We start from the raw sequence: 19,630 nt of genomic DNA, 5'->3' as shown, positions 1-19,630 counted from the left end.
CCGGGATCAGTTCAGGCCGCTGTAGACGTGCAGACCCTTGAAGAACATGTTGACGATCGTGAAGTTGAACATGACCGCGGCGAAGCCGACGATCGAAAGCCACGCCGAACGGGTGCCGCGCCAGCCGCGCGTCGCGCGCGCGTGGATGTATCCGGCGTAGAGCACCCAGATGACGAAGGTCCACACTTCCTTGGTGTCGAAGCCCCAGTAGCGACCCCACGCGTCGTTGGCCCAGATCGAGCCGGCGATGAGGGTGAAGGTCCAGAAGATGAACCCGATGATGGTGAACCGGTAGGCCAGCGACTCCAGCACGTCCGCCGACGGCAGCGTCCGCAGGAAGCGCAGGCCGCGACGCGACGGAGCGGATGCCGACCCTGACGCCTCGGCGGCCGCCTTCGCGTCGATCGCCGCGATCGCGAGTCGTTCGCGGCGCGCCTGCATGAGCTGCAGCACCGAGAGGGCGAACGCGAGCGCGAACAGCGCCGTCGACAGCGACGCGACGAACACGTGGATGACGAGCCACACGCTCTTCAGCGGGTCGGACAGCGGCACCACTGCGGTGTAGAACCAGATGACCGTCCCGCCGAGCAGCACGACCACGAGACCCGTGATGAACGTGCCGAGGAAGCGCAGGTCGTACTTGAACAGCACGCCGAGGTAGACCGCGACGATGAGCATCGTGCCGGTGAGGGCGAACTCGTACATGTTCGACCACGGCACCCGCTCGGCGGCGACGCCGCGCAGGACGTCGCCGCCGACGTGGAAGAGGAATCCGAGCACGGTCAGCGACGTCCCGATCCGCGCCCACAGGTAGCGCGGTCGCGCGCTCAGCGGCGCCTCGAGCTCGGCCTTGGCGGCGGCTTCCTGCGCGCGCAGCTCATCGATCGACCCGGGCTCCGCCGCTGCCGCGCCGGATGAGGCGCCGGCGGCGGCCGTCGCTCCGACGAGGACACGCTGCCCGACCGCACTCCGGGCATCCTTCTGCTTGATCGCGAGGTCGGACCGGCGCCCGAGGTCGATCGCGTACGCGACGAATGCGAGCGCGTAGATGGCGACCGCCGTCCAGACCAGCAGCCGGGAGAGTTCGTCGAGCGAGAGTCCGTCGGGCATGGTCCTCAGTCTACGCGGGCGCCTTCGGCGCGGTCGGGGGCGGATGCGGGGCCGTCGCCGCTCTCGGCGCCACGCGCCGCCCCGATACCCTCGGCATCCAGCGCCGCCGTGTGCCCACGCACGAGGTCGGCGACGGCGACGGCGATCGCGGGATCCTCACCGCGGGCGAGGCCGGCGTACTCCAGCCGGAGGGTGCCGTCGGCGGACGTCGCCTTGACCCACATGCGGCGGCGCGGCACGAACAGGGCAGCGAGCAGACCCGCCAGGGCGATGATCGCGAACGCGAGCACCCACGGGGCGCCGACGTCGCGGTGGATCGACAGCGATACGTAGCGCTTCACCGGCTCCGACGCGCCCGTGGTGCGCTCGTCCTCGAACGTGATCGTGCCGAGGCCGCCCGGCAGATCGACCGTCTCGCCGGGCTCGAGCTCGAGGGCGGGGGTGCCGCTGTCGGCGCCGGCGAGCTGGGTCATGTCGGTGGGGTCGAGCGTGAACACCGAGCGCGGCGTGCCGTCGTCGATGCCGAGATCGCCGGCGTACACCCACAGCGTGAGCACCGGGTTCGCGAGGGACGGATAGGCCGACGTCAGGATGCCGGAGTGCGCGTCGATCGCGGTCGGGTAGAAGTAGCCGACCATCCCGACCTGGTCGCTGAGTCCGTCGGGCACCTTGATGACGCCCTGCGAGGTCATGTTGGCGTCCTGCGGCAGGAACTCGACCGTGTCGCGGAAGGCGATGTCGCCGTCGGGGTTACGCACCGTGATCGTCGGCGCGTAGCCGTTGCCCATGAGGTAGACGCGGTCACCGGCCATGTCGATCGGGTGGTTGACGCGGACGGTCTGCTGCTTCGGATCCTGCCCGGGCTCGCGGGTCGTGAGGTTCGCCGCGAAGTCACCCGCCTGCCCCTGTCCCGCCTCGCCGACCGGCACGTACGAGACGTCGAAGCTGTCGAGGGTCAGCGAGTACGGCGGCAGCGCGTCGGTGTCGACGAACCGGCCCGGATTGAAGGAGGTGTAGCCGAGGCCGAGCGAGTTGACGAAGCTGTCGCCCTGCACGAGGACGGTCTGCCCCGTGTAGGTGAGACCTCCGCCGACGCCGACCGACAGAAGCACGCCCACGAGCGCCGCGTGGAACACGAGGTTCCCCGTCTCGCGCGCGTAGCCGCGCTCGGCCGACACCGACGTCACCGCGCCACGGCGGCCGGATGCCGGGGTGTCGTAGCGCTCGACGCGGTAGCCCGCCTTGCGCAGCTGCGCCTGGGCGAGCTCGACGGCGCGGACGGCGGCAGCGTCGGCATCCGTCCCCTCCGGGAGCGACCGGACCGTCTCGGCGTGGTCGTCCAGGCGCGACAGCCGCACCGGGGTGCGCGGCGGCCGCGCGCGCAGCGCCTTGTAATGGTGCTTCGTCCGCGGGATGACGCAGCCGATGAGCGAGATGAACAGCAGGATGTAGATCGCGGAGAACCACACCGACGAGTACACGTCGAACAGCTGCAGCTTGTCGTAGATCTCGTACAGGTCGGGGTTCTTCGACTGGAACTCGATGACGCCGTTGGGGTCGGCGGTGCGCTGCGGCACGATCGAGCCGGGGATCGCGGCGATCGCGAGCAGCAGCAGCAGCACGAGCGCCGTGCGCATGCTGGTCAGCTGTCGCCAGCCCCACCGCAGCCAGCCGACGACGCCGAGCTTCGGCTGGGCGATGTCGTCGGCGCGCTCCGGCGCGTCGGCGTGATCAGCGGGCCGGAGCGGCTCCGTCAGGTCAGAGCGGGAGTTGGACACTGCCGATCACCCCCGTCAGCTGCGACATGAGCGTGCTCCATACCCCGGTGACCATCAGGACGCCGAGCGCGACGAGCAGCACGCCGCCGATGATGTTCACGACGCGGATATGCCGTCGCAGGAATGCGACCGAGCGCGTCGCCCAGCCGAATCCGACGGCGAGCAGCACGAAGGGGAAGCCGAGGCCCAGCGAGTAGGCGACGGCGAGCAGCACGGCCCGCACCGGATCGGCCTGCGTCGCCGAGATGGAGAGGATCGCGGCGTACGTCGGGCCGATGCACGGTGCCCATCCGATGCCCATCGCGATGCCGAGGAGCGGCGCCCCCACGAGTCCCAGCCCGGTGCGCACCTGCGGCTTCATCGTGCGCTGAGCGAACCCGAACATCCCGAGGAAGACGAGGCCCATGACGATGACGACGACACCCAGCACTCGGGTGAGCAGGTCGCCGTACTGGATGAAGAAGCGACCGAGGGTGCCCGCCAGCACCCCCATCGCCACGAACACGACGGTGAACCCGGCGATGAACAGCAGCACGCCCGCGAGCAGCCGGCCGCGGGCACCCGTGGCGCGCGAACGCGACCCCGTCGGGACCGCGCCGCCGAGGAAGCCGAGATAGCCCGGGACGAGCGGCAGCACGCACGGCGACAGGAAGGAGACGAGCCCGGCGAGCATCGCGATGGGGATCGCGAGCCACAGCGCGCCGTCGAAGACGACGGATCCGGGGTTCACGCGGGCACCGCCGCGGTCACGTCGTCTCCGCCAGCACGTCGTTCACGATCGTCTTGAGGATCGAGCCGCTCTCCACCTGGCCGATGAAGCGCGCGGCGACCCGGCCCTGCGCGTCGAGCACGAGAGTGATCGGCACCGACTGCAGCGGCGTCCACGACGCGAAGGCGAGCTTGAGGTCGGCATCCTCCTTCGCGAGCAGCGAGGGATAGCTGATGCCGTACTTCTCCTCGAACGCGGTCGCCGTCTCGGGGCCGTCATAGATGTTGACGCCGAGGAACTGCGCCCCCGCGGGCTCGACCTCCTGGAACGTCGACTCCAGCGTCGGCGCCTCGGCACGGCAGGGACCGCACCCGGCGTACCAGAAGTTCAGCACGAGCACGTCGCCGGCGTAGTCGGTGCTCGTCACGGTCGACCCGTCGACGGCCGTCCCGGTGAACGCGACGGCGTCGCCGCGGTCGGCGGGGGCGATCTCCTGCACGGTGCCGTCACCGGAGATGTAGCCCTTGTCGCCGCCCTGCTGGTACTGCTCGACCAGTCCGTCGTTGCCGCCGGTGCACGCCGTCAGAAGCAGTGCGGCGAGCGCGACGGCGGAGGCCGCGGTTCTGCGCCCGGTCATACCGCCCCCACATCCACGGCGCCGGCGAGGGATGCCGGCTCGGCGTACGACACCTCGCGCCAGCGGTCGCCGTCGCGCTCGAAGCTCGTCACGCTCGACAGCGCGCAGCGCCGGCGGCGCGGGTCGTGCCGCAGCGGCTCGCCCTGGACGGCGAGGTGGGTGATCCAGATGGGCAGCTGGTGCGAGACGATGACGACGTCGCCGGATGCCGCGGCATCCCATGCCTCGCGCATCGCGGCGTCCATGCGGTCGACGATCTGCGTGTACGGCTCGCCCCAGCTCGGCAGGGCGGGCGTGCGCAGATAGTGCCAGTTGCCCGGGTTCATCAGGGCGCGGCGCATGCGCTTGCCCTCGAACACGTTCGTCGGCTCGATGACGCGCTCGTCGAGCGTCGGCTCGAGGCCGAAGGCGGCCGTGAACGGTTCCGCCGACTCGCGCGTTCGCTGCAGCGGCGAGGCGTACAGCGCCGTCACAGGGCGACCGAGGCGCTTCACGTGATCGGCCGCCTGCTGCGCCATCGCGCGGCCGTCGTCGCTGAGCCGAAAGTTCGGCAGCCGCCCGTAGAGCACGCGCTGGGGGTTGTGGACCTCCCCGTGGCGCACGAGGTGGAGGCGATCTGCGGGCATGCGCCAAGTCTACGGGGGCCGCGTCTGTGGCTGGGCTGGGAGCGGGCGGAGGCCTACTCCCCCGGTACCTTCGCGGCTCGGCGTTGCGCCCAGAGCCCCCGCACGCGGGCGAGGACGAACCACGCGACGGCAGCGATCGCCGCGGCGATGACGACGTACTGCAGGATGTCGGTGTACTGCTCGATGACCGGCCACGCCTCGCCGAGGAAAAACCCGCAGAGCACGAACACGGTGTTCCACGCGAGCGAGCCCGCCGCGGAGAGCAGCCCGAATCGCCAGAGCGGCATCCGGGTGACGCCGGCGGGGATGGAGATGAGCGAGCGGAAGATGGGGATCATCCGGCCGAAGAACACGGCCTTGCCCCCGTGACGCGAGAACCAGGCGACCGTCTTGTCGATGTCTTCGGGATGCAGCAGCGGCACGCGCGCCGCGATCGACCGCAGCCGGTCAAGGCCCAGCCACGCGCCGAGCCCGTACAGCAGGAAGGCGCCCACGACGGCACCGGCGGTCGTCCAGGCGATCGCCTCGACGATCGTGAAGGCGCCGCGCGAAGCGGCGAGGCCCGCCATCGGCAGGATGACCTCGCTCGGCAGCGGCGGGAAGAGGTTCTCGAGAGCGATCGCGATGCCCGCCCCCGCCGGGCCGATGATCTCCATGAGGCCCACCGTCCAGTCGGCGAGGGCGCTCAGCCACGACCCGTCGTGAGAGGCGTCGGCGGCCGGAGCGAGGGGGCTGCGGGTGGGAGCGGCGAGGGCGAACGCGATCGTCATGTCATCGACGGTAGGCCGCCGAGGTTGCCGGTTCCTGTGGATCCGCCCGGGTGGTCGCGCTCTCGCCCCCACGTAGACTGATCCCTCGTGAGTGAACGCACCCTCGTCAGCCAGCTGCAGTCCCGCGAAGACGGTCCCGTCTCGGTCTCCGGATGGGTCGAGACCGTCCGCGATCAGAAGAAGGTGCAGTTCGTCATCCTGCGCGATGAGACCGGCGCGGTACAGCTCGTGAACCCCGCCACCCGCCCTGACCCCGAGGCCAGCGGCCAGGATGCCGACGCGCTCGCGCTGACCGCGCTCATCTCGGAGCTGTCGACCGGCACGTTCCTGACCGTGACGGGCGACCTCAAGCACGACGAGCGCGTCAAGCTGGGCGGCGTCGAGATCAAGATCGCCTCGCTCGACATCGCGGCATCCGCCCTGCCCGAGACGCCCATCGCCGCCGACAGCGGCCTCGACAAGCGCATGGATTGGCGTTTCATCGACCTGCGCCAGCGCCGCAACGCCCTCATCTTCCGCATCTCGACGACCCTCGAGCACGCGATGCGCAGCTACTGGATCGAGCGCGACTACGTCGAGCTGCACACGCCCAAGCTCATGGACAGCCCCGCCGAGGGCAACGCCGAGCTGTTCGCCTTGGAGTACTTCGGCGACCAGACCGCCTACCTCGCGCAGAGCCCGCAGCACTACAAGCAGATGGCGCAGGCGGCCGGGTTCGGCAAGATCTTCGAGATCGGCGACGTGTTCCGCGCCGACCCGAGCTTCACCAGCCGCCACGCGACGGAGTTCACCTCGGTGGATGCCGAGATCAGCTGGATCGACTCGTACGAGGACGTCGCGGCGATGCAGGAGGAGCTCATCGCGACCGCGTTCGCCGCGGTCAAGGAGAAGCACGGCGCCGAGATCGAGGAGCTGTTCGGGCAGACCGTCGAGGTCCCGACCCTCCCGTTCCCGCGCATCCCGCTCGCCGAAGCCCGCGAGATCGTGAAGGCGCGCGGCTACGAGATCCCCCGCACCGACGGCGACCTCGACCCCGAGGGCGAGCGGCAGGTCTCCGCGCACGTGAAGGAGACGTACGGCAGCGACTTCGTCTTCGTGACCGACTACCACCCCGAGATCCGGCCGTTCTACCACATGCGCAACGCCGAGACCGGGCTCACGAACAGCTACGACCTGCTGTACCGCGGCACCGAGATCACGACCGGTGCGCAGCGCGAGCACCGCATCGACGTGCTCGAGGCGCAGGCCCTGGAGAAGGGTCTGTCGCTGGAAGGCCTCGCGCACTACCTCGACTTCTTCCGCTACGGTGTGCCGCCGCATGGCGGCTTCGGCATGGGCCTCGCGCGCGTGCTGATGCTGATGCTCGGGCAAGACTCCATCCGCGAGGTCACCTTCCTGTTCCGCGGGCCGACGCGCCTCGCCCCGTAAGCGAAGGGTCCGCTCCGGCGGGCCCTTCGTCGTCTTTCCCTCTCCTTTGCCGATCGTTCATCTGCGACGCACGAACGGTCCATCCTCCGCCCCTAACGTCCTCTCGTCCCCGTTGCACGAACGCTCCCGCGCGCGTGCACCACCCGAGAGGAATACCCGTATGTCCCGTCATGCGCTGCGCCGGATCGCTCCGGCCGTCGCTCTGCTCACCGCCTCGGCCATCGCCCTGGCCGCCTGCTCGTCGTCCTCGGATGCCACCGACGGCGCCTCCGACTCTGCGTCGGACGCCGCCGCCGCGACGAGCGTCGCCGACTTCGGCACGTTCGCCGACCTCGAGGCCGCCGCCAAGGCCGAAGGCAAGCTCAACGTCATCGCGCTGCCGCGCGACTGGGCGAACTACGGCGAGATCATCGACGCCTTCAAGAAGAAGTACCCCGAGATCGAGGTCACCGAGCAGTCCCCCGACGTCTCGAGCGCCGAGGAGATCCAGGCAGCCACGACGAACGCAGGTCTCGACACCGCCCCCGACGTGTTCGACCTCGGCCTCACCGTGGCCCTGCAGAACACCGACAAGTTCGCCGCCTACAAGGTGCAGACGTTCGACGAGATCCCCGACGCACTCAAGGAGCCCACGGGCCTGTTCGTCGGCGACTACAGCGGGTACATGTCGGTCGGCTACGACTCGAGCCGCTTCCCCGAGCCCGCCCAGATCACCGACCTGCTGGGTGAGGACTACAAGGGCTCGGTCGCGATCAACGGCGACCCGACGCAGGCCGGCGCCGCCTTCGCGGCCGTGGGTCTGGCCACCGTCCAGAACGGCGGCACGCTCGACGACTTCCAGCCCGGCATCGACTTCTTCAGCGAGCTGCAGAAGGCGGGCAACCTGCTGAAGGTCGACGTGACCACCGGCACGATCGCATCGGGCGAGACCCCCGTCGTCTTCGACTGGGACTACCTGAACGCGACGCACTCCGCCGACAACGCCAACTGGAAGGTCAAGGTCTTCTCGGGCACCGGCTACGCGGGCTACTACAACCAGGCGATCAACAAGGACGCGCCGAACCCGGCCGCCGCCCGCCTGTGGCAGGAGTTCCTCTACAGCGACGACGTGCAGAACCTCTGGCTCGCCGGCGGCGCCCGCCCCGTGCGCATGGAGGCCATGACGAAGGCCGGCACGATCGACGAGACCGCCGCGGCGAAGCTCCCCGCAGCTCCCTCCGACACGGTCGTTCCGACCGAGGCTCAGAGCAAGGCCGCCGGCGCGCTCCTCGGCGAGAAGTGGGCCTCGGCCGTCCAGTGACATCCGCGACCGTCGCACCCGCTGCGACGAGCACAGGCCCCGGGTCGGAGCACCACGCTCCGGCCCGGGGCCGGTCCCGTCGCAGCGCACCGTCCCTCACGTGGCTGGGGCTTGTCCCCTTCGCCGCGTACCTCCTCCTCTTCCTGGCCCTGCCGACCGTCCTCGCGATCGGCACCGGCTTCTTCGAGAAGAACGGCACGTTCACCTGGGCGAACATCTCCGCCCTCGTCGACCCCGTCGTCCTCACCGCGTTCTGGAACAGCACGTGGCTGTCGCTGCTCACCGCTGCCATCGGCGCGATCCTCGGTGCGCTCGTCTGCTACGCCGCGATGGGCCTTCCCCCGCAGGGCGCCCTACGCAGCGCACTGGATGCCGCGACAGGCGTCCTCGCCCAGTTCGGCGGCGTCATGCTCGCATTCGTCTTCATCGCCACGATCGGCGTGCAGGGTGTCGTGACCCTGCTTCTCAAGGATTCTTTCGGCGTCGACCTGCAGCCGGGGACCTGGCTCTACTCGGTGCCGGGCCTCATCCTCCCCTACATATACTTCCAGGTGCCGCTCATGGTCATCACGTTCCTCCCCGCCCTGTCGGCGTTGAAGTCGCAGTGGTCGGAGGCGAACCTCACGCTCGGCGGCACGCGGGCGAGCTTCTGGCTGCGCATCGGCCTGCCGGTGCTCGCGCCGTCGTTCCTCGCGAGCTTCCTGCTGCTGTTCGCGAACGCGTTCTCGTCGTACGCGACGGCCGCCGCCCTGGCGAGCCAGGGCTCTCAGATCGTGCCGCTGCAGATCCGCGCGGCGCTCACGAGCGAGACCGTGCTCGGGCGGGAGAACCTCGCGGGCGCCCTCGCGCTCGGCATGATCGTCGTCGTCGGCGTCGTCATGGCCATCTACGCTCTCGTCCAGCGGCGCGCCGCGCGGTGGCAGTCGTGAGTGGGCCCGGTATCGCGCCCTCGCGGGTGACACGCACCGTGATCGGCATCGTGATCGGCATCCTGTTCGCGATCCCGCTGCTGTCGACGTTCCTGTTCACCCTGCGCGACCGCGAGAGCGGCGGGCTGTCGTTCGCCAACTGGGTGCGCGTGTTCGACCCCTCCAACACCCAGGTGCTCACGCCCATCTGGACAGGACTCGGCAACTCGGTCGTCCTTGCCGTCGTCACGGTCGTGATCGTGCTCGTGGTCCTGCTTCCGACGATGATCCTCATCGAGCTGCGCTTCCCGAACCTCGCACGCGTTTTCGAGTTCGCGGTGCTGCTGCCGATCTCGATCCCCGCGATCGTGCTCGTCGTCGGTCTCGCGCCGATCTACCTGCAGATCGGGCGCATGTTCGGCACGGGAACGTGGACCCTCGCCTTCGCGTACGGCATCACCGTGCTGCCGTTCGCCTACCGGTCGATCAAGGCGGCGATGGATGCCGTGGACCTCCGCACGCTCGCCGAGGCGGCCCGCTCGCTCGGCGCGGGCTGGCTCGCCGTCGTCATCCGGGCGCTCGTGCCGAACCTCCGACAGGGGCTCCTCGCGGCATCCCTCATCTCCGTCGCCGTCGTCCTCGGCGAGTTCACGATCGCGTCGCTGCTGAACCGTCAGGTGTTCCAGACCGCGCTCGTGGTGGCGCAGAAGATCGACCCGTACGCGTCGGCGATCTTCACGCTGCTCTCGCTCCTGTTCGTCTTCCTCCTACTCCTCCTCGTCGGTCGCGCGGCCTCCTCGTCTTCACGGGGACGCCGCCGCGCCGGAAAGGCCTCGTCATGACCACCGCCGACTCCCCCGCGCGCGCGCTGCCGCGCACCTCCGAGAACCTGCTTCTGCACGAGACCGGCGAAGGCACGACGGTGCAGCTGGCCGGCATCGTGAAGGAGTTCGGCGCGACGCGCGTCCTGCACGGCGTCGACCTCGACATCGCCCCCGGCGAGTTCGTGTCGCTGCTCGGACCGTCCGGCTGCGGCAAGACGACGCTCCTGCGGATCCTCGCGGGGCTCGAGGACTCCACCGACGGCACCGTCTCCTTCGACGGGAAGGATGTCTCGCGGGTGCCGACCAACAAGCGCGACATCGGCATGGTGTTCCAGTCGTACTCGCTGTTCCCGCATCTCCGGGTACTCGACAACACCGCATTCGGGCTCCGCCGGCGCGGTATCGGCGCCCGCGAAGCGGCGAAGCGCGCGCAGGATGCGCTCGAGCTGGTCGGGCTCGGACATCTCGCCGACCGGTTCCCGCATCAGCTCTCCGGCGGTCAGCAGCAGCGCGTCGCCCTCGCCCGCGCCCTCGTCACGGAGCCCCGCGTGCTGCTCCTCGACGAGCCGCTGTCGGCGCTGGATGCTAAGGTGCGCGTGCAGCTGCGCGACGAGATCCGCCGCATCCAGTTGCGCCTGGGCATCACGACCGTCTTCGTCACGCACGACCAGGAGGAGGCGCTCGCCGTCTCCGACCGCATCGCCGTCATGAGCGCGGGCCGCATCGAGCAGATCGGCACGCCGGGCGAGCTGTACGAGCGCCCCTCCTCTCCCGAGGTCGCGGCGTTCGTCGGGCTCTCAAGCGTCGTGCCTGCGGTCTCCGACGGCGCCGTCGCCCGCGTGTGGGGCCTCGAGCTGCCGCTGCTGCGCCCTGTGGATGCCGGTGCGGTGGAGATCTTCGTCCGCCCCGAGAACGTGCGGCTCGTCACGACCGCCGTGCCCGGCATCGACGCCACCGTGCAGGAGTCGACCTTCCTCGGCAGCTTCCGCCGCACGCTCGTGCGCACCTCGGACGGTGAGATGATCACGCTGCAGCACCCCGTCGGCGAAGCGATCACCTACGACGATGTCGTGCGCGTGTCGATCGACCCCGTTCCGGTGCTCGCCCGCGTCGCGTCCTGACGACATCCTTCGAGGTCTGGGTGCGACCCGCTCAGACCTCGAAGTCGACGGCGACGCGGTCGGAGACGACCGAACGGATGTAGCCTGCCACGGCCTGGTGGTCGGGGTGCGTCTGATAGGCGTCCAGGCCGGCACGATCGGCGAAGTCCGCGACGAGGGCGACGTCCCAGTTGCCGCCCCCGACGACGTCGGGCCCGATCGACAGGTCGACGATAGACGGCACGACCTCCCGCAGCGCCCCGAGATCGGCCGAGACCTTCGCGGCCTGCGCGGCGCGCTCGGCGGGGTCTTCGGTGCGCAGCTTCCAAGCGACGACGTGGCGGATCATGCGGTGTCCTTTCCGGAGGGGGTGCGCGTCGCGGCATCCTGCGTCGCGGCATCCAGTGCTGTGCGCAGCCGCGCCGCGTCGAGGCGCCAGTGCGCGTGCAGCCGGTCGTCGATGAGCACGACCGGGATCTTCTCCCACCACGTGTCGTACAGTGACGGGTCGTCGAGGATCGAGACCTCCTCGACCGAGACGGCGTCCTCATCGTAGTCGGCGACGACGACGTCGACGATCTCACGGGCGACGTCGCACAGGTGGCAGTCGGGTTTGGAGATGATCGTGAGGGTGGTCACGGCATCTATCCTCCCCCATAGACACGAAGCGCCCGTCCGTGAGGACAGGCGCTCGGTGTACGTGCCGCTGAGAAGGCTTACTTCTTGTTGCGGCGCTGGTGGCGAGTCTTGCGAAGCAGCTTGCGGTGCTTCTTCTTCGCCATGCGCTTGCGGCGCTTCTTGATGACAGAACCCACGGAAAACCTCACTATGTCAGGGGTCTGGACGCGGATCGCCACGTCCGGGATCGGGCACCTCGAAAAATGCCCTCGGAACAGTCTAGCCGACGTCGGCGATGGGCCGTTGCAGGGCGTCGGTGACGGCGGTCTCGGGCACGCGGTAGCTGCGCCCGAAGCGCACGGCGGGAAGCTCTCCCGCGTGCACCAGGCGGTACACCGTCATCTTCGACACGCGCATGAGCTCCGCCACCTCGGCGACGGTGAGAAAGCGCACGTCAGACAGGTCCGCCATCGAGACTCCCCCAGATCCAGTGAAACTATCGACCAACAGTACGGCTTCTGTGGGACGCCTGTAAACCTCTGTGACCGCTGTGACGTACCCGGATCAGCGGCCGGGGATCCGCTTGAACGCGCTGTCCCAGGCGTGCTTGGCGGATGCCGCGGCCCGCCCGACGAGATCCGCGGCTGCGACGGCGGAATCGGGCAGGGTGGTCGCGGGGTCGGCGTCGTCGATCAGACCGTCGTCGAAGAACGGCACGAGCCAGTCGTCGATGATGTCCAGCGGTGCCGGCGACAGCGAGTAGAACCGGTGCTGCCCCTCTTCACGGACCGTCACGAGCTCGGCTTCGCGCAGCACCTTGAGATGCTTCGACACCGTCGGCTGGCTCACCCCGAGCTCGGTCACGATGTGCGAGACGCTCGTGCCCCGCTCCCCGGCGGAGGCGCGCTCGCGCAGCAGCTGCAGGATGTCCCGACGGGTACCGTCGGCGATCACGTCGAAGATGTCCGCCATCCCCTTAGGTTAGCCCGCGCCGCGCCCGGAGTACCATGACATGGATTCTTCGAAGAGCATGCACGACCAGGGGAGGAGACGGTCATGACGGGCGACACCGTCGGCGCCCGTGCGTGGCGCAGCATGCGGAGCGTGCTCGCCGAGTCCTGGGACCGCCTGCGCGACCTGACGACCGCCTCCCCCTCCCGCTTCGCGGTGGGCGTCTTCCTCACGCTGATCCTGCTGTTCACCGCCCTGTTCATGCTTCCCGCGGCCGCCGCAGACGGGCAGTCCACGGCATTCGCCGACGCGCTGTTCACGGCGGTCTCGACGATCTGCGTCACGGGACTGTCGACCGTCGACATGGGGACGCACTGGAGCCCGTTCGGGCATGTGCTCGTCTACATCGGCGTCAACGTCGGCGCGCTCGGTGTGCTGACCCTGGCATCCATCCTCGGCCTCGTCATCTCCAAGCGGCTGGGCCTGCGCGCGAAGCTCATCGCCGCCGGCGACACCAATCCGCTGCGCGCCCACGGCGGCCCCGTCAACGAGGGGCAGACCGTCCGTCTCGGCGAGGTCGGTCAACTGCTCGCGACGGTCGCGCTGTCGACCCTCGTCATCGAGGCGGGGCTCGCGATCCTGCTGTACCCGTCGCTGCTGCTGAGCGGGATCGACCCGATCAGCGCGCTGTGGGAGGCGCCCTACTACGCGGCGATGTCGTTCACCAACACCGGCTTCGCCCCCAACGCCGGCGGCCTCGAGCCCTTCGCGCAGAACTACGTCGTGCTGACGCTGCTCATGGCCGGCGTCTTCCTCGGGTCGATCGGCTTCCCGGTGATCTTCACCCTGTGGCGGCACCACTTCCACGTGCGCCGCTGGTCGCTGCACGCGAAGCTCACCGTCATCACGACGGTCGTCCTCTTCTTCGCCGGCGCGGGCGTGTTCCTGCTGCTGGAGTACGACAACCCCGAGACCTTCGGCGGGATGGATGCCTGGGACACCACGTTCCAGGCCTTCTTCCTGTCGGCGATGACCCGCTCCGGCGGCTTCTCGGTCGTGGACATGAGCGAGCTGCACGGCTCGTCGCTGGTGGTCGGCTCGATGCTCATGTTCGTCGGCGGCGGCTCGGCGTCCACGGCGGGCGGCATCAAGGTGACGACGCTCGCCGTCCTCGCGCTCGCGGTCTGGTCGGAGGCGAAGGGCCGCCCGAGCGTGGAGGCGTTCGGCCGCCGCATCCCGAGCGATGTGCAGCGCGTCGCCCTGTCGGTCGTGGCGTGGGGAGCGACCATCGTGGCGCTGTCGACCGTCACGATCACGCAGATCACCCAGCAGCCGGTCGAGTACGTGCTGTTCGACGTCATCTCGGGGTTCGCGACCGTGGGCCTGTCGACCGGGGTCACGCAGCAGCTGCCGGACTCCGCCGTCTACGTCATGGCCCTGACGATGTTCATGGGGCGCGTTGGTACAGTGACACTCGCCGCGGCCGTGGCCGCGACATCCCGTTCGCAGCACTACTCGCTGCCCGTGGAAAGGCCCATCGTTGGTTGAGCAGATCCGGAGCGATGCTCCCGTCCTGGTGATCGGCCTCGGCCGGTTCGGCGCCGCGTGCGCCGGCGAGCTCGACCGGCTCGACCGCGAAGTGCTCGCGATCGACGACAACCTCGAGCTCGTGCAGAAGTGGTCCGAGCGGGTCACCCACACCGTGCAGGCCGACGCCCGCAACATCGAGGCGCTGAAGCAGATCGGCGCGCAGGACTTCCAGGTCGCCGTCGTCGCGGTCGGTTCGTCGATCGAGGCGTCGGTGCTCATCACCGCGAACCTCGTGGACCTCAAGGTGCCGCAGATCTGGGCGAAGGCCGTCTCGCAGAGCCACGGCAAGATCCTCGCCCGCGTCGGCGCGAACCACGTCATCTACCCCGAGCGCGAGGCCGGCGAGCGCGTCGCGCACCTCGTGTCGGGCCGGATGCTGGACTTCATCCGCTTCGACGACGACTTCGTGCTCGCCAAGATGTACCCGCCGAAGTTCATCCGCGGCATCCGCCTCGACGAGTCGGGCGTGCGCTCCAAGTACAACGTCACCGTCGTGGGCGTGAAGAGCCCGGGCAAGCCGTTCCGCTACGCCGAGGCGAACACCGTCGTCACCAACCACGACCTCATCATCGTCTCGGGCACGAACTCCGACATCGAGCGGTTCGCGTCGCTCGACCGCTGACCTCCCGCGAGAAACCACCCGCGGGAGGTCAGCGGTGGGTGTCCGGCGCCGGGCGTCAGGCGCCGGCGGCGAGCTCGCGGGAGCGCGCGAGCGCGGCATCCGTCGCCTCGGCGAAGATGCCGGCGAGGTTCGCCCCCTGGAGCACGGCGATCGCCCTTTCGGTCGTGCCCTTCGGGCTCGTCACCCGGCGGCGGAGTTCGGCCGGGTCTTCCCGGGTCGCGTCCAGCAGCGCGGCGGCGCCGATGAAGGTCTGCTCGGCCATGAGGCGCGCATCCGCGTCGGAGAAGCCCTTGCCGCGCGCGGCCTCGGTGAGGTCCTCGATCAGCAGGAAGACGTACGCCGGGCCCGACCCCGAGATGGTGCCGAGCGCGTCGATCTGATCTTCGGCCAGTTCGATCACGACGCCGCACGTCTCGAAGAGTTCCCGCACGAGGGCGACGTCGGCAGCGGATGCCGCGGGACCGGCAGCGATCCCCGTGACGGCCTTGCCGACCACGGCCGGCGTGTTCGGCATCGACCGGACGACGGCGACGTCGTCCCCGACGATCGACGCGAAGGTCGCGAGGGTGACGCCGGCGGCGAGGCTCACGACGATCACACCGGGGCGGAGGACCGGGGCGATCTCGCGCAGCAGGTCGGGAACCATCACGGGCTTCACGCCGATGAGGACGATGTCGGCGCCCGCCGCGGCGGTCGTGTTGGCGGCCGGATCCTGCTCGAGCGCCAGGCTCGTCACGCCGGCCAGTCCTTCGAGGTCTGCGGCCTTGGCCGCCGTCCGGTTGGTGACGACGATCCGCGGCGCACGGCCGGAGCGGACGAGCCCCTGGAGAATGGCGCCACCCATCGAACCGGCACCGAGAATCGCGATCGAGGGGAGGTCTTCAGCCATGCCCTCAATCCTATGGACGATCTGCCGCGCAGGGTCGGGGGGAATCCCCTGGGATGCACCCGGCGCACGCCTACCCGCACATCGTAGGATGCCGTCATGACCCTCCTGGACGGCATCACCTCCCGCCTCGTCGACACCGACCGGCTGACGGTCGGCATCCTGGAGCGCGTCGGCGACAACCCGGCGACCGCGCCCGAGCAGACGGTCGTCCTCATCCACGGGAACGTGTCGTCGAGCCTGTTCTGGCAGGAGCTCATGCAGGATCTGCCGAGCGATCTGCGCGTGATCGCGATCGACCTGCGCGGCTTCGGTGAGACCGAGAGCCTCCCCGTCGACGCGACGCGTGGCGTCCGCGACTTCAGCGACGACGTCCACGCGACGCTCACCGCGCTCGGCATCGAGACGGCTCATCTCGTCGGCTGGTCGATGGGCGGCGGCGTCGCGATGCAGTACGCGCTGGATCACCCCGTCCTCTCGCTCACGCTGCAGGCGCCGGTGTCGCCCTACGGCTTCGGCGGCACCCGCCGCGACGGATCGCGCCTGACCGACGACGACGCCGGCTGCGGAGGCGGCGGCGCCAACCCGGACTTCGTACAGCGCCTCACCGACCGCGACATGACCGACGAGTCGCCGACCTCACCGCGCAGCGTCTTCCGCTCGGGCTACGTCGCCGACGGGTACACCAGCGAGCACGAGGACATCTGGGTGGAGTCGATGAACACGACGTCCACGGCCACGGGGAACTACCCCGGCGACGGCGTCGACAGCCCGAACTGGCCGAGATTCGCGGCGGGCACGATCGGCGTCCTCAACACGATGGCGCCCCGCTACTTCAACACCTCGGGGATCGTGGACCTGCCCGTCAAGCCGCCGATCCTGTGGATCCACGGCACGGCCGACGCCATCGTCTCGGACGCCTCGTTCTTCGACCTCAACCACCTCGGCGCGATCGGGGTGATGCCGGCGTGGCCGGGGCCGGAGGTCGCTCCCGCGCAGGAGATGGTGTCGCAGACCCGCGACGTCCTCGAGGCGTACCGCGCGGCGGGCGGCGAGGTGACCGAGGTCGTGCTGGAGGGCGTGGGCCATTCGCCGCATCTGGAGCGCCCCGCGGAGTTCCGCCGCGCACTGCTCGAGGTGATCGGCTACATCGGGCGTCCCGCCGATCCGGCGCCGCCGACCGAGGCGATCATCCTCAGCTCCTCGGACTGAGCACCCGGCGACCTCGGCGCGCAACCGGCGATCTCGGCGCGGAACCGGCGACCTCGACGCGGAACCGGCGACCTCGGGGCGGTCAGCGGCGGGCGTCGAAGAACGTGCGCAGCAGGGCCTGCGCTTCGGCCTCGCGCACCCCGGCGACGACCTCCGCCCGCACCGGCAGCCGCCGGTCGCGCAGCACGTCGTACACCGATCCCGCCGCGCCCGCCTTCTCGTCCCAGGCGCCGAAGACCACGCGCCCGACCCGCGCCTGCAGGATCGCGCCGGCGCACATGAGGCAGGGCTCGAGGGTCACCACGAGCGTGCAGCCCTCGAGATTCCATGAGCCGAGGGATGCCGCGGCCGCCCGCAGGGCGACGATCTCGGCGTGTGCGGTGGGATCGGCCGTCGCTTCGCGCAGATTGCGTCCTTCGCCGCGCGGGGTGCCCGCGGCATCCGTCACCACGGCCCCCACCGGGATCTCACCCGCCGCTGCCGCCGCGGCGGCGAGCTCGAGTGCACGTCCCATCGCGGCGTCGTCACGAGCCGGAGCAGGAAGGGGCACGCGCCCAGCGTAGGCTGAACGCCATGCGCGTGCACGTTGCCGACCACCCCCTCATCACCCACAAGCTCACGGTGCTGCGCGACAAGCGCACGCCCTCGCCGGTGTTCCGCCAGCTCACAGAGGAGCTCATCACGCTCCTCGCCTATGAGGCGACACGCAACGTGCGCGTCGAGGACATCGAGATCGAGACCCCCGTGACGACGACGGTGGGGGTGCGGATCGGCGAGCCCCGGCCGCTCGTCGTGCCGATCCTGCGGGCGGGACTCGGCATGCTCGACGGCATGGTCAAGCTCCTGCCGACCGCCGAGGTGGGCTTCCTCGGCATGGCGCGCAACGAGGAGACCCTGCAGCCGTACACGTACGCGGAGCGCCTGCCCGAGGACCTCAGCGACCGGCAGTGCTTCGTGCTCGACCCGATGCTCGCCACCGGCGGGTCGCTCGGCGCCGCGATCGACTTCCTGTTCGCGCGCGGCGCGCAGGACGTCACCGCGATCTGCATCCTGGCCGCTCCCGAGGGCCTCGCGAAGATCGAGGAGCAGGTCGGTGACCGCGACGTGACGCTCGTGCTGGGCGCGCTCGACGAGCGCCTCAACGAGAAGGGCTACATCGTGCCCGGTCTCGGCGACGCGGGCGACCGCCTCTACGGCACGGTCTGAGCGCCCGCACCGGCGACCGCGCCGGTGGCGTCGGTCACAGCCAGCGGCGCCGCTTGAAGAGCACGTACAGCAGCGTCGGGAAGGCGATCATCACCGTGAGCGCGACGGGGTAGCCGTACTCCCAGTGCAGCTCCGGCATGACGTCGAAGTTCATGCCGTACACGGTGCCGATGAGCGTCGGCGCGAAGATGATCGCCGCCCACGACGAGATCTTCTTCACCTGCTCGTTCTGCTCCAGGTTGACTTCGGTCTGGCGCCGCGCGACGAGGGCGGAGTGCACGGTCAGCGCCTTGTCGAGCACCATGCGGAAGCCGTCGATGCGCTCGGTGACCCGGATTGCGCGGTCGCGCACGTCGCGGAGCTTTCGCTGCAGCTCGATGTCGACGTGGTAGGCCTCCTGCCCCCGCTGCAGCCACTCGATGATCGAGACGAGCGGGTGCGTCGCCCGCGAGAAGCGCACGAGCTCGCCGGAAAGCTCGTAGATGCGGCGCGACAGCGCGTCATCGTCCGCATCGCCGAACAGGTCGTCCTCGATCTCGTCGATGTCGTTCTCGATGCCGGCGACGACCGGCTCGTACTCGGCGACCACTCCACCTTGGAACGCTGGTGGCCTCCGGTCGCGTCTTCGATGGCGAGCGGATGCAGGTCGAACTCGGTCGCGACCGAGGCGAGCTCTTTGTCGGACGGGCGGTAGAGCCCGATCCACGCGAAGCCCTGGTGCGCTTCCTGGAGCGCGTAGGCCTCGTCCAGCGTGACAGGGGTGGCGACGCGGATGCCGTCGACGTAGACGGCGTTGTCGATGAGGGTCATGAGGGGGTCTCCTTGCCGGGCGGGCGCGCCGGGGCGCGCGTCATCGGCGCCCCGGATCGGGACGCGCGAGGATGCCGCGGAGCAGCCGGCTCTCAGCGTGCGAGGACGCGAGCGGGGTGCACCGCGGCGCGTCTACTGTCGTCTGCCATGGTGTCTCACCGCCTCGGGTCGGGGCCCGCTCATCGAGGGCCTCGGCGAGTATAGCCCTCGCCCGTGAACCGTGCGCTCAGGAACCCTCAGGAACCGGAGCGCCGCCCGGTCTCCTGCTCCCAGAACTCCAGCTGCTGCGTGAGCGCCTTGGCGAGCTCGAACACCTGCTGCGGCGGGATCCGCACCCGCTGCACCACGCGCCCGGGGACGATGGTGACGGGGTTGCCGTCGGCATCCGCCCCTGCCTGCGGCGGACGCGCGAGCGAGACGAAGTCCATGACGAACACGTCGGACGTGTGCCAGACGTTCGCGAAGTCGGCGTAGTTGCCCGGCACGACGTCGGGGGGAACCTCGATCTCGAACTGGCGCGGAACCTCATCGGTCATGACTTCCCC

General features: G+C 69.8%; 23 protein-coding genes and 1 pseudogene. 9 read left to right on the top strand and 15 right to left on the bottom strand.

Annotation, left to right across the window (positions count from 1 at the left end):
- Window positions 1-6: 6 nt before the first annotated feature.
- From ccsB to JOD60_RS06205, 6 genes are read right to left on the bottom strand one after another with little or no spacing between them, the layout of a single operon-like run.
- Window positions 7-1,110: a c-type cytochrome biogenesis protein CcsB gene (ccsB, locus tag JOD60_RS06230; RefSeq protein ID WP_076689533.1), complete on the bottom strand. Its 1,104-nt coding sequence runs from the start codon at window positions 1,108-1,110 to the stop codon at window positions 7-9.
- Window positions 1,111-1,115: 5 nt separating this feature from the next.
- Window positions 1,116-2,888 (bottom strand): cytochrome c biogenesis protein ResB, encoded by a 1,773-nt coding sequence (gene resB, locus JOD60_RS06225; RefSeq protein WP_076689531.1) that lies wholly within the window; start codon window positions 2,886-2,888, stop codon window positions 1,116-1,118.
- Window positions 2,869-3,618 (bottom strand): cytochrome c biogenesis CcdA family protein, encoded by a 750-nt coding sequence (locus tag JOD60_RS06220; RefSeq protein ID WP_076689529.1) that lies wholly within the window; start codon window positions 3,616-3,618, stop codon window positions 2,869-2,871. Before JOD60_RS06220 ends, resB begins: the two co-directional genes overlap by 20 nt.
- 16 nt (window positions 3,619-3,634) lie before the next feature.
- Window positions 3,635-4,234 carry a TlpA family protein disulfide reductase gene (locus JOD60_RS06215; RefSeq protein ID WP_076689527.1) on the bottom strand — a complete coding sequence of 200 codons (600 nt, stop codon included), beginning with the start codon at window positions 4,232-4,234 and terminating at the stop codon, window positions 3,635-3,637.
- Window positions 4,231-4,860, bottom strand: a complete 630-nt coding sequence (locus JOD60_RS06210; protein WP_076689525.1) for a histidine phosphatase family protein — start codon at window positions 4,858-4,860, stop codon at window positions 4,231-4,233. The genes JOD60_RS06215 and JOD60_RS06210 overlap by 4 nt, the downstream gene beginning before the upstream one ends.
- A 53-nt stretch (window positions 4,861-4,913) precedes the next feature.
- On the bottom strand, window positions 4,914-5,630 hold the full coding sequence (locus tag JOD60_RS06205) for a DedA family protein (RefSeq protein WP_076689523.1): 717 nt from the start codon (window positions 5,628-5,630) through the stop codon (window positions 4,914-4,916).
- 87 nt (window positions 5,631-5,717) lie between these two features.
- On the opposite strand from JOD60_RS06205, the gene aspS reads away from it, so the two are divergent.
- The 5 genes from aspS to JOD60_RS06180 all read left to right on the top strand — a co-directional run bounded on the left by aspS (window position 5,718) and on the right by JOD60_RS06180 (window position 11,211).
- Window positions 5,718-7,058, top strand: coding sequence for an aspartate--tRNA(Asn) ligase (gene aspS, locus JOD60_RS06200; protein ID WP_076689521.1), 1,341 nt, complete (start codon window positions 5,718-5,720; stop codon window positions 7,056-7,058).
- A gap of 160 nt (window positions 7,059-7,218) precedes the next feature.
- On the top strand, window positions 7,219-8,358 hold the full coding sequence (locus JOD60_RS06195) for an ABC transporter substrate-binding protein (protein ID WP_076689519.1): 1,140 nt from the start codon (window positions 7,219-7,221) through the stop codon (window positions 8,356-8,358).
- Window positions 8,355-9,287: an ABC transporter permease gene (locus JOD60_RS06190; RefSeq protein ID WP_372430792.1), complete on the top strand. Its 933-nt coding sequence runs from the start codon at window positions 8,355-8,357 to the stop codon at window positions 9,285-9,287. Before JOD60_RS06195 ends, JOD60_RS06190 begins: the two co-directional genes overlap by 4 nt.
- Entirely contained in the window at window positions 9,284-10,108 is an 825-nt protein-coding gene (locus JOD60_RS06185) for an ABC transporter permease (RefSeq protein ID WP_076692082.1), read from the top strand. Before JOD60_RS06190 ends, JOD60_RS06185 begins: the two co-directional genes overlap by 4 nt.
- Window positions 10,105-11,211: an ABC transporter ATP-binding protein gene (locus tag JOD60_RS06180; RefSeq protein WP_076689515.1), complete on the top strand. Its 1,107-nt coding sequence runs from the start codon at window positions 10,105-10,107 to the stop codon at window positions 11,209-11,211. Before JOD60_RS06185 ends, JOD60_RS06180 begins: the two co-directional genes overlap by 4 nt.
- Before the next feature lie 31 nt (window positions 11,212-11,242).
- Here JOD60_RS06180 and JOD60_RS06175 read toward each other — a convergent pair whose 3' ends face one another.
- The 5 genes from JOD60_RS06175 to JOD60_RS06155 form a co-directional block, all read right to left on the bottom strand.
- Window positions 11,243-11,539: a Dabb family protein gene (locus JOD60_RS06175; RefSeq protein ID WP_076689513.1), complete on the bottom strand. Its 297-nt coding sequence runs from the start codon at window positions 11,537-11,539 to the stop codon at window positions 11,243-11,245.
- Entirely contained in the window at window positions 11,536-11,829 is a 294-nt protein-coding gene (locus tag JOD60_RS06170; protein WP_076689511.1) for a glutaredoxin family protein, read from the bottom strand. Before JOD60_RS06170 ends, JOD60_RS06175 begins: the two co-directional genes overlap by 4 nt.
- A 77-nt stretch (window positions 11,830-11,906) precedes the next feature.
- Window positions 11,907-12,005 carry a 30S ribosomal protein bS22 gene (locus tag JOD60_RS06165; protein WP_003792170.1) on the bottom strand — a complete coding sequence of 33 codons (99 nt, stop codon included), beginning with the start codon at window positions 12,003-12,005 and terminating at the stop codon, window positions 11,907-11,909.
- Window positions 12,006-12,087: 82 nt separating this feature from the next.
- Window positions 12,088-12,279, bottom strand: a complete 192-nt coding sequence (locus tag JOD60_RS06160) for a helix-turn-helix domain-containing protein (RefSeq protein WP_076689509.1) — start codon at window positions 12,277-12,279, stop codon at window positions 12,088-12,090.
- 93 nt (window positions 12,280-12,372) lie between these two features.
- Complete coding sequence (locus JOD60_RS06155; protein WP_076689507.1) at window positions 12,373-12,780, bottom strand: ArsR/SmtB family transcription factor; 408 nt, start codon at window positions 12,778-12,780, stop codon at window positions 12,373-12,375.
- A gap of 84 nt (window positions 12,781-12,864) precedes the next feature.
- On the opposite strand from JOD60_RS06155, the gene JOD60_RS06150 reads away from it, so the two are divergent.
- Both JOD60_RS06150 and JOD60_RS06145 read left to right on the top strand, forming a co-directional pair.
- Window positions 12,865-14,307 carry a TrkH family potassium uptake protein gene (locus JOD60_RS06150; RefSeq protein ID WP_076689505.1) on the top strand — a complete coding sequence of 481 codons (1,443 nt, stop codon included), beginning with the start codon at window positions 12,865-12,867 and terminating at the stop codon, window positions 14,305-14,307.
- Window positions 14,300-14,971, top strand: a complete 672-nt coding sequence (locus tag JOD60_RS06145; protein ID WP_076689503.1) for a potassium channel family protein — start codon at window positions 14,300-14,302, stop codon at window positions 14,969-14,971. The genes JOD60_RS06150 and JOD60_RS06145 overlap by 8 nt, the downstream gene beginning before the upstream one ends.
- Before the next feature lie 55 nt (window positions 14,972-15,026).
- On the opposite strand, the gene proC is transcribed toward JOD60_RS06145, so the two are convergent.
- A complete protein-coding gene (gene proC, locus JOD60_RS06140) occupies window positions 15,027-15,860 on the bottom strand; it encodes a pyrroline-5-carboxylate reductase (RefSeq protein WP_076689501.1) in 834 nt (277 codons plus the stop codon).
- A 96-nt stretch (window positions 15,861-15,956) separates the two neighbouring features.
- Between proC and JOD60_RS06135 the strand changes: the two genes are divergently transcribed.
- Window positions 15,957-17,069, top strand: a complete 1,113-nt coding sequence (locus tag JOD60_RS06135; RefSeq protein ID WP_076689499.1) for an alpha/beta hydrolase — start codon at window positions 15,957-15,959, stop codon at window positions 17,067-17,069.
- An 82-nt stretch (window positions 17,070-17,151) separates the two neighbouring features.
- Here JOD60_RS06135 and JOD60_RS06130 read toward each other — a convergent pair whose 3' ends face one another.
- Window positions 17,152-17,583 carry a nucleoside deaminase gene (locus JOD60_RS06130; protein WP_076689497.1) on the bottom strand — a complete coding sequence of 144 codons (432 nt, stop codon included), beginning with the start codon at window positions 17,581-17,583 and terminating at the stop codon, window positions 17,152-17,154.
- Window positions 17,584-17,642: 59 nt separating this feature from the next.
- On the opposite strand from JOD60_RS06130, the gene upp reads away from it, so the two are divergent.
- On the top strand, window positions 17,643-18,275 hold the full coding sequence (gene upp, locus JOD60_RS06125; RefSeq protein WP_076689495.1) for a uracil phosphoribosyltransferase: 633 nt from the start codon (window positions 17,643-17,645) through the stop codon (window positions 18,273-18,275).
- A gap of 34 nt (window positions 18,276-18,309) precedes the next feature.
- Here upp and JOD60_RS06120 read toward each other — a convergent pair.
- Both JOD60_RS06120 and JOD60_RS06115 read right to left on the bottom strand, forming a co-directional pair.
- A pseudogene (locus tag JOD60_RS06120) lies at window positions 18,310-19,085 on the bottom strand (CorA family divalent cation transporter).
- 236 nt (window positions 19,086-19,321) lie between these two features.
- Complete coding sequence (locus tag JOD60_RS06115; protein WP_076689493.1) at window positions 19,322-19,621, bottom strand: DUF3467 domain-containing protein; 300 nt, start codon at window positions 19,619-19,621, stop codon at window positions 19,322-19,324.
- Window positions 19,622-19,630 lie beyond the last annotated feature (9 nt).

Source organism: Microbacterium aurum (genome assembly GCF_016907815.1).
In the GTDB taxonomy this organism is placed as follows: domain Bacteria; phylum Actinomycetota; class Actinomycetes; order Actinomycetales; family Microbacteriaceae; genus Microbacterium; species Microbacterium aurum.
Note: the sequence above shows the minus strand (reverse complement) of the source record. Positions and strands in the feature narration are given on the sequence as shown.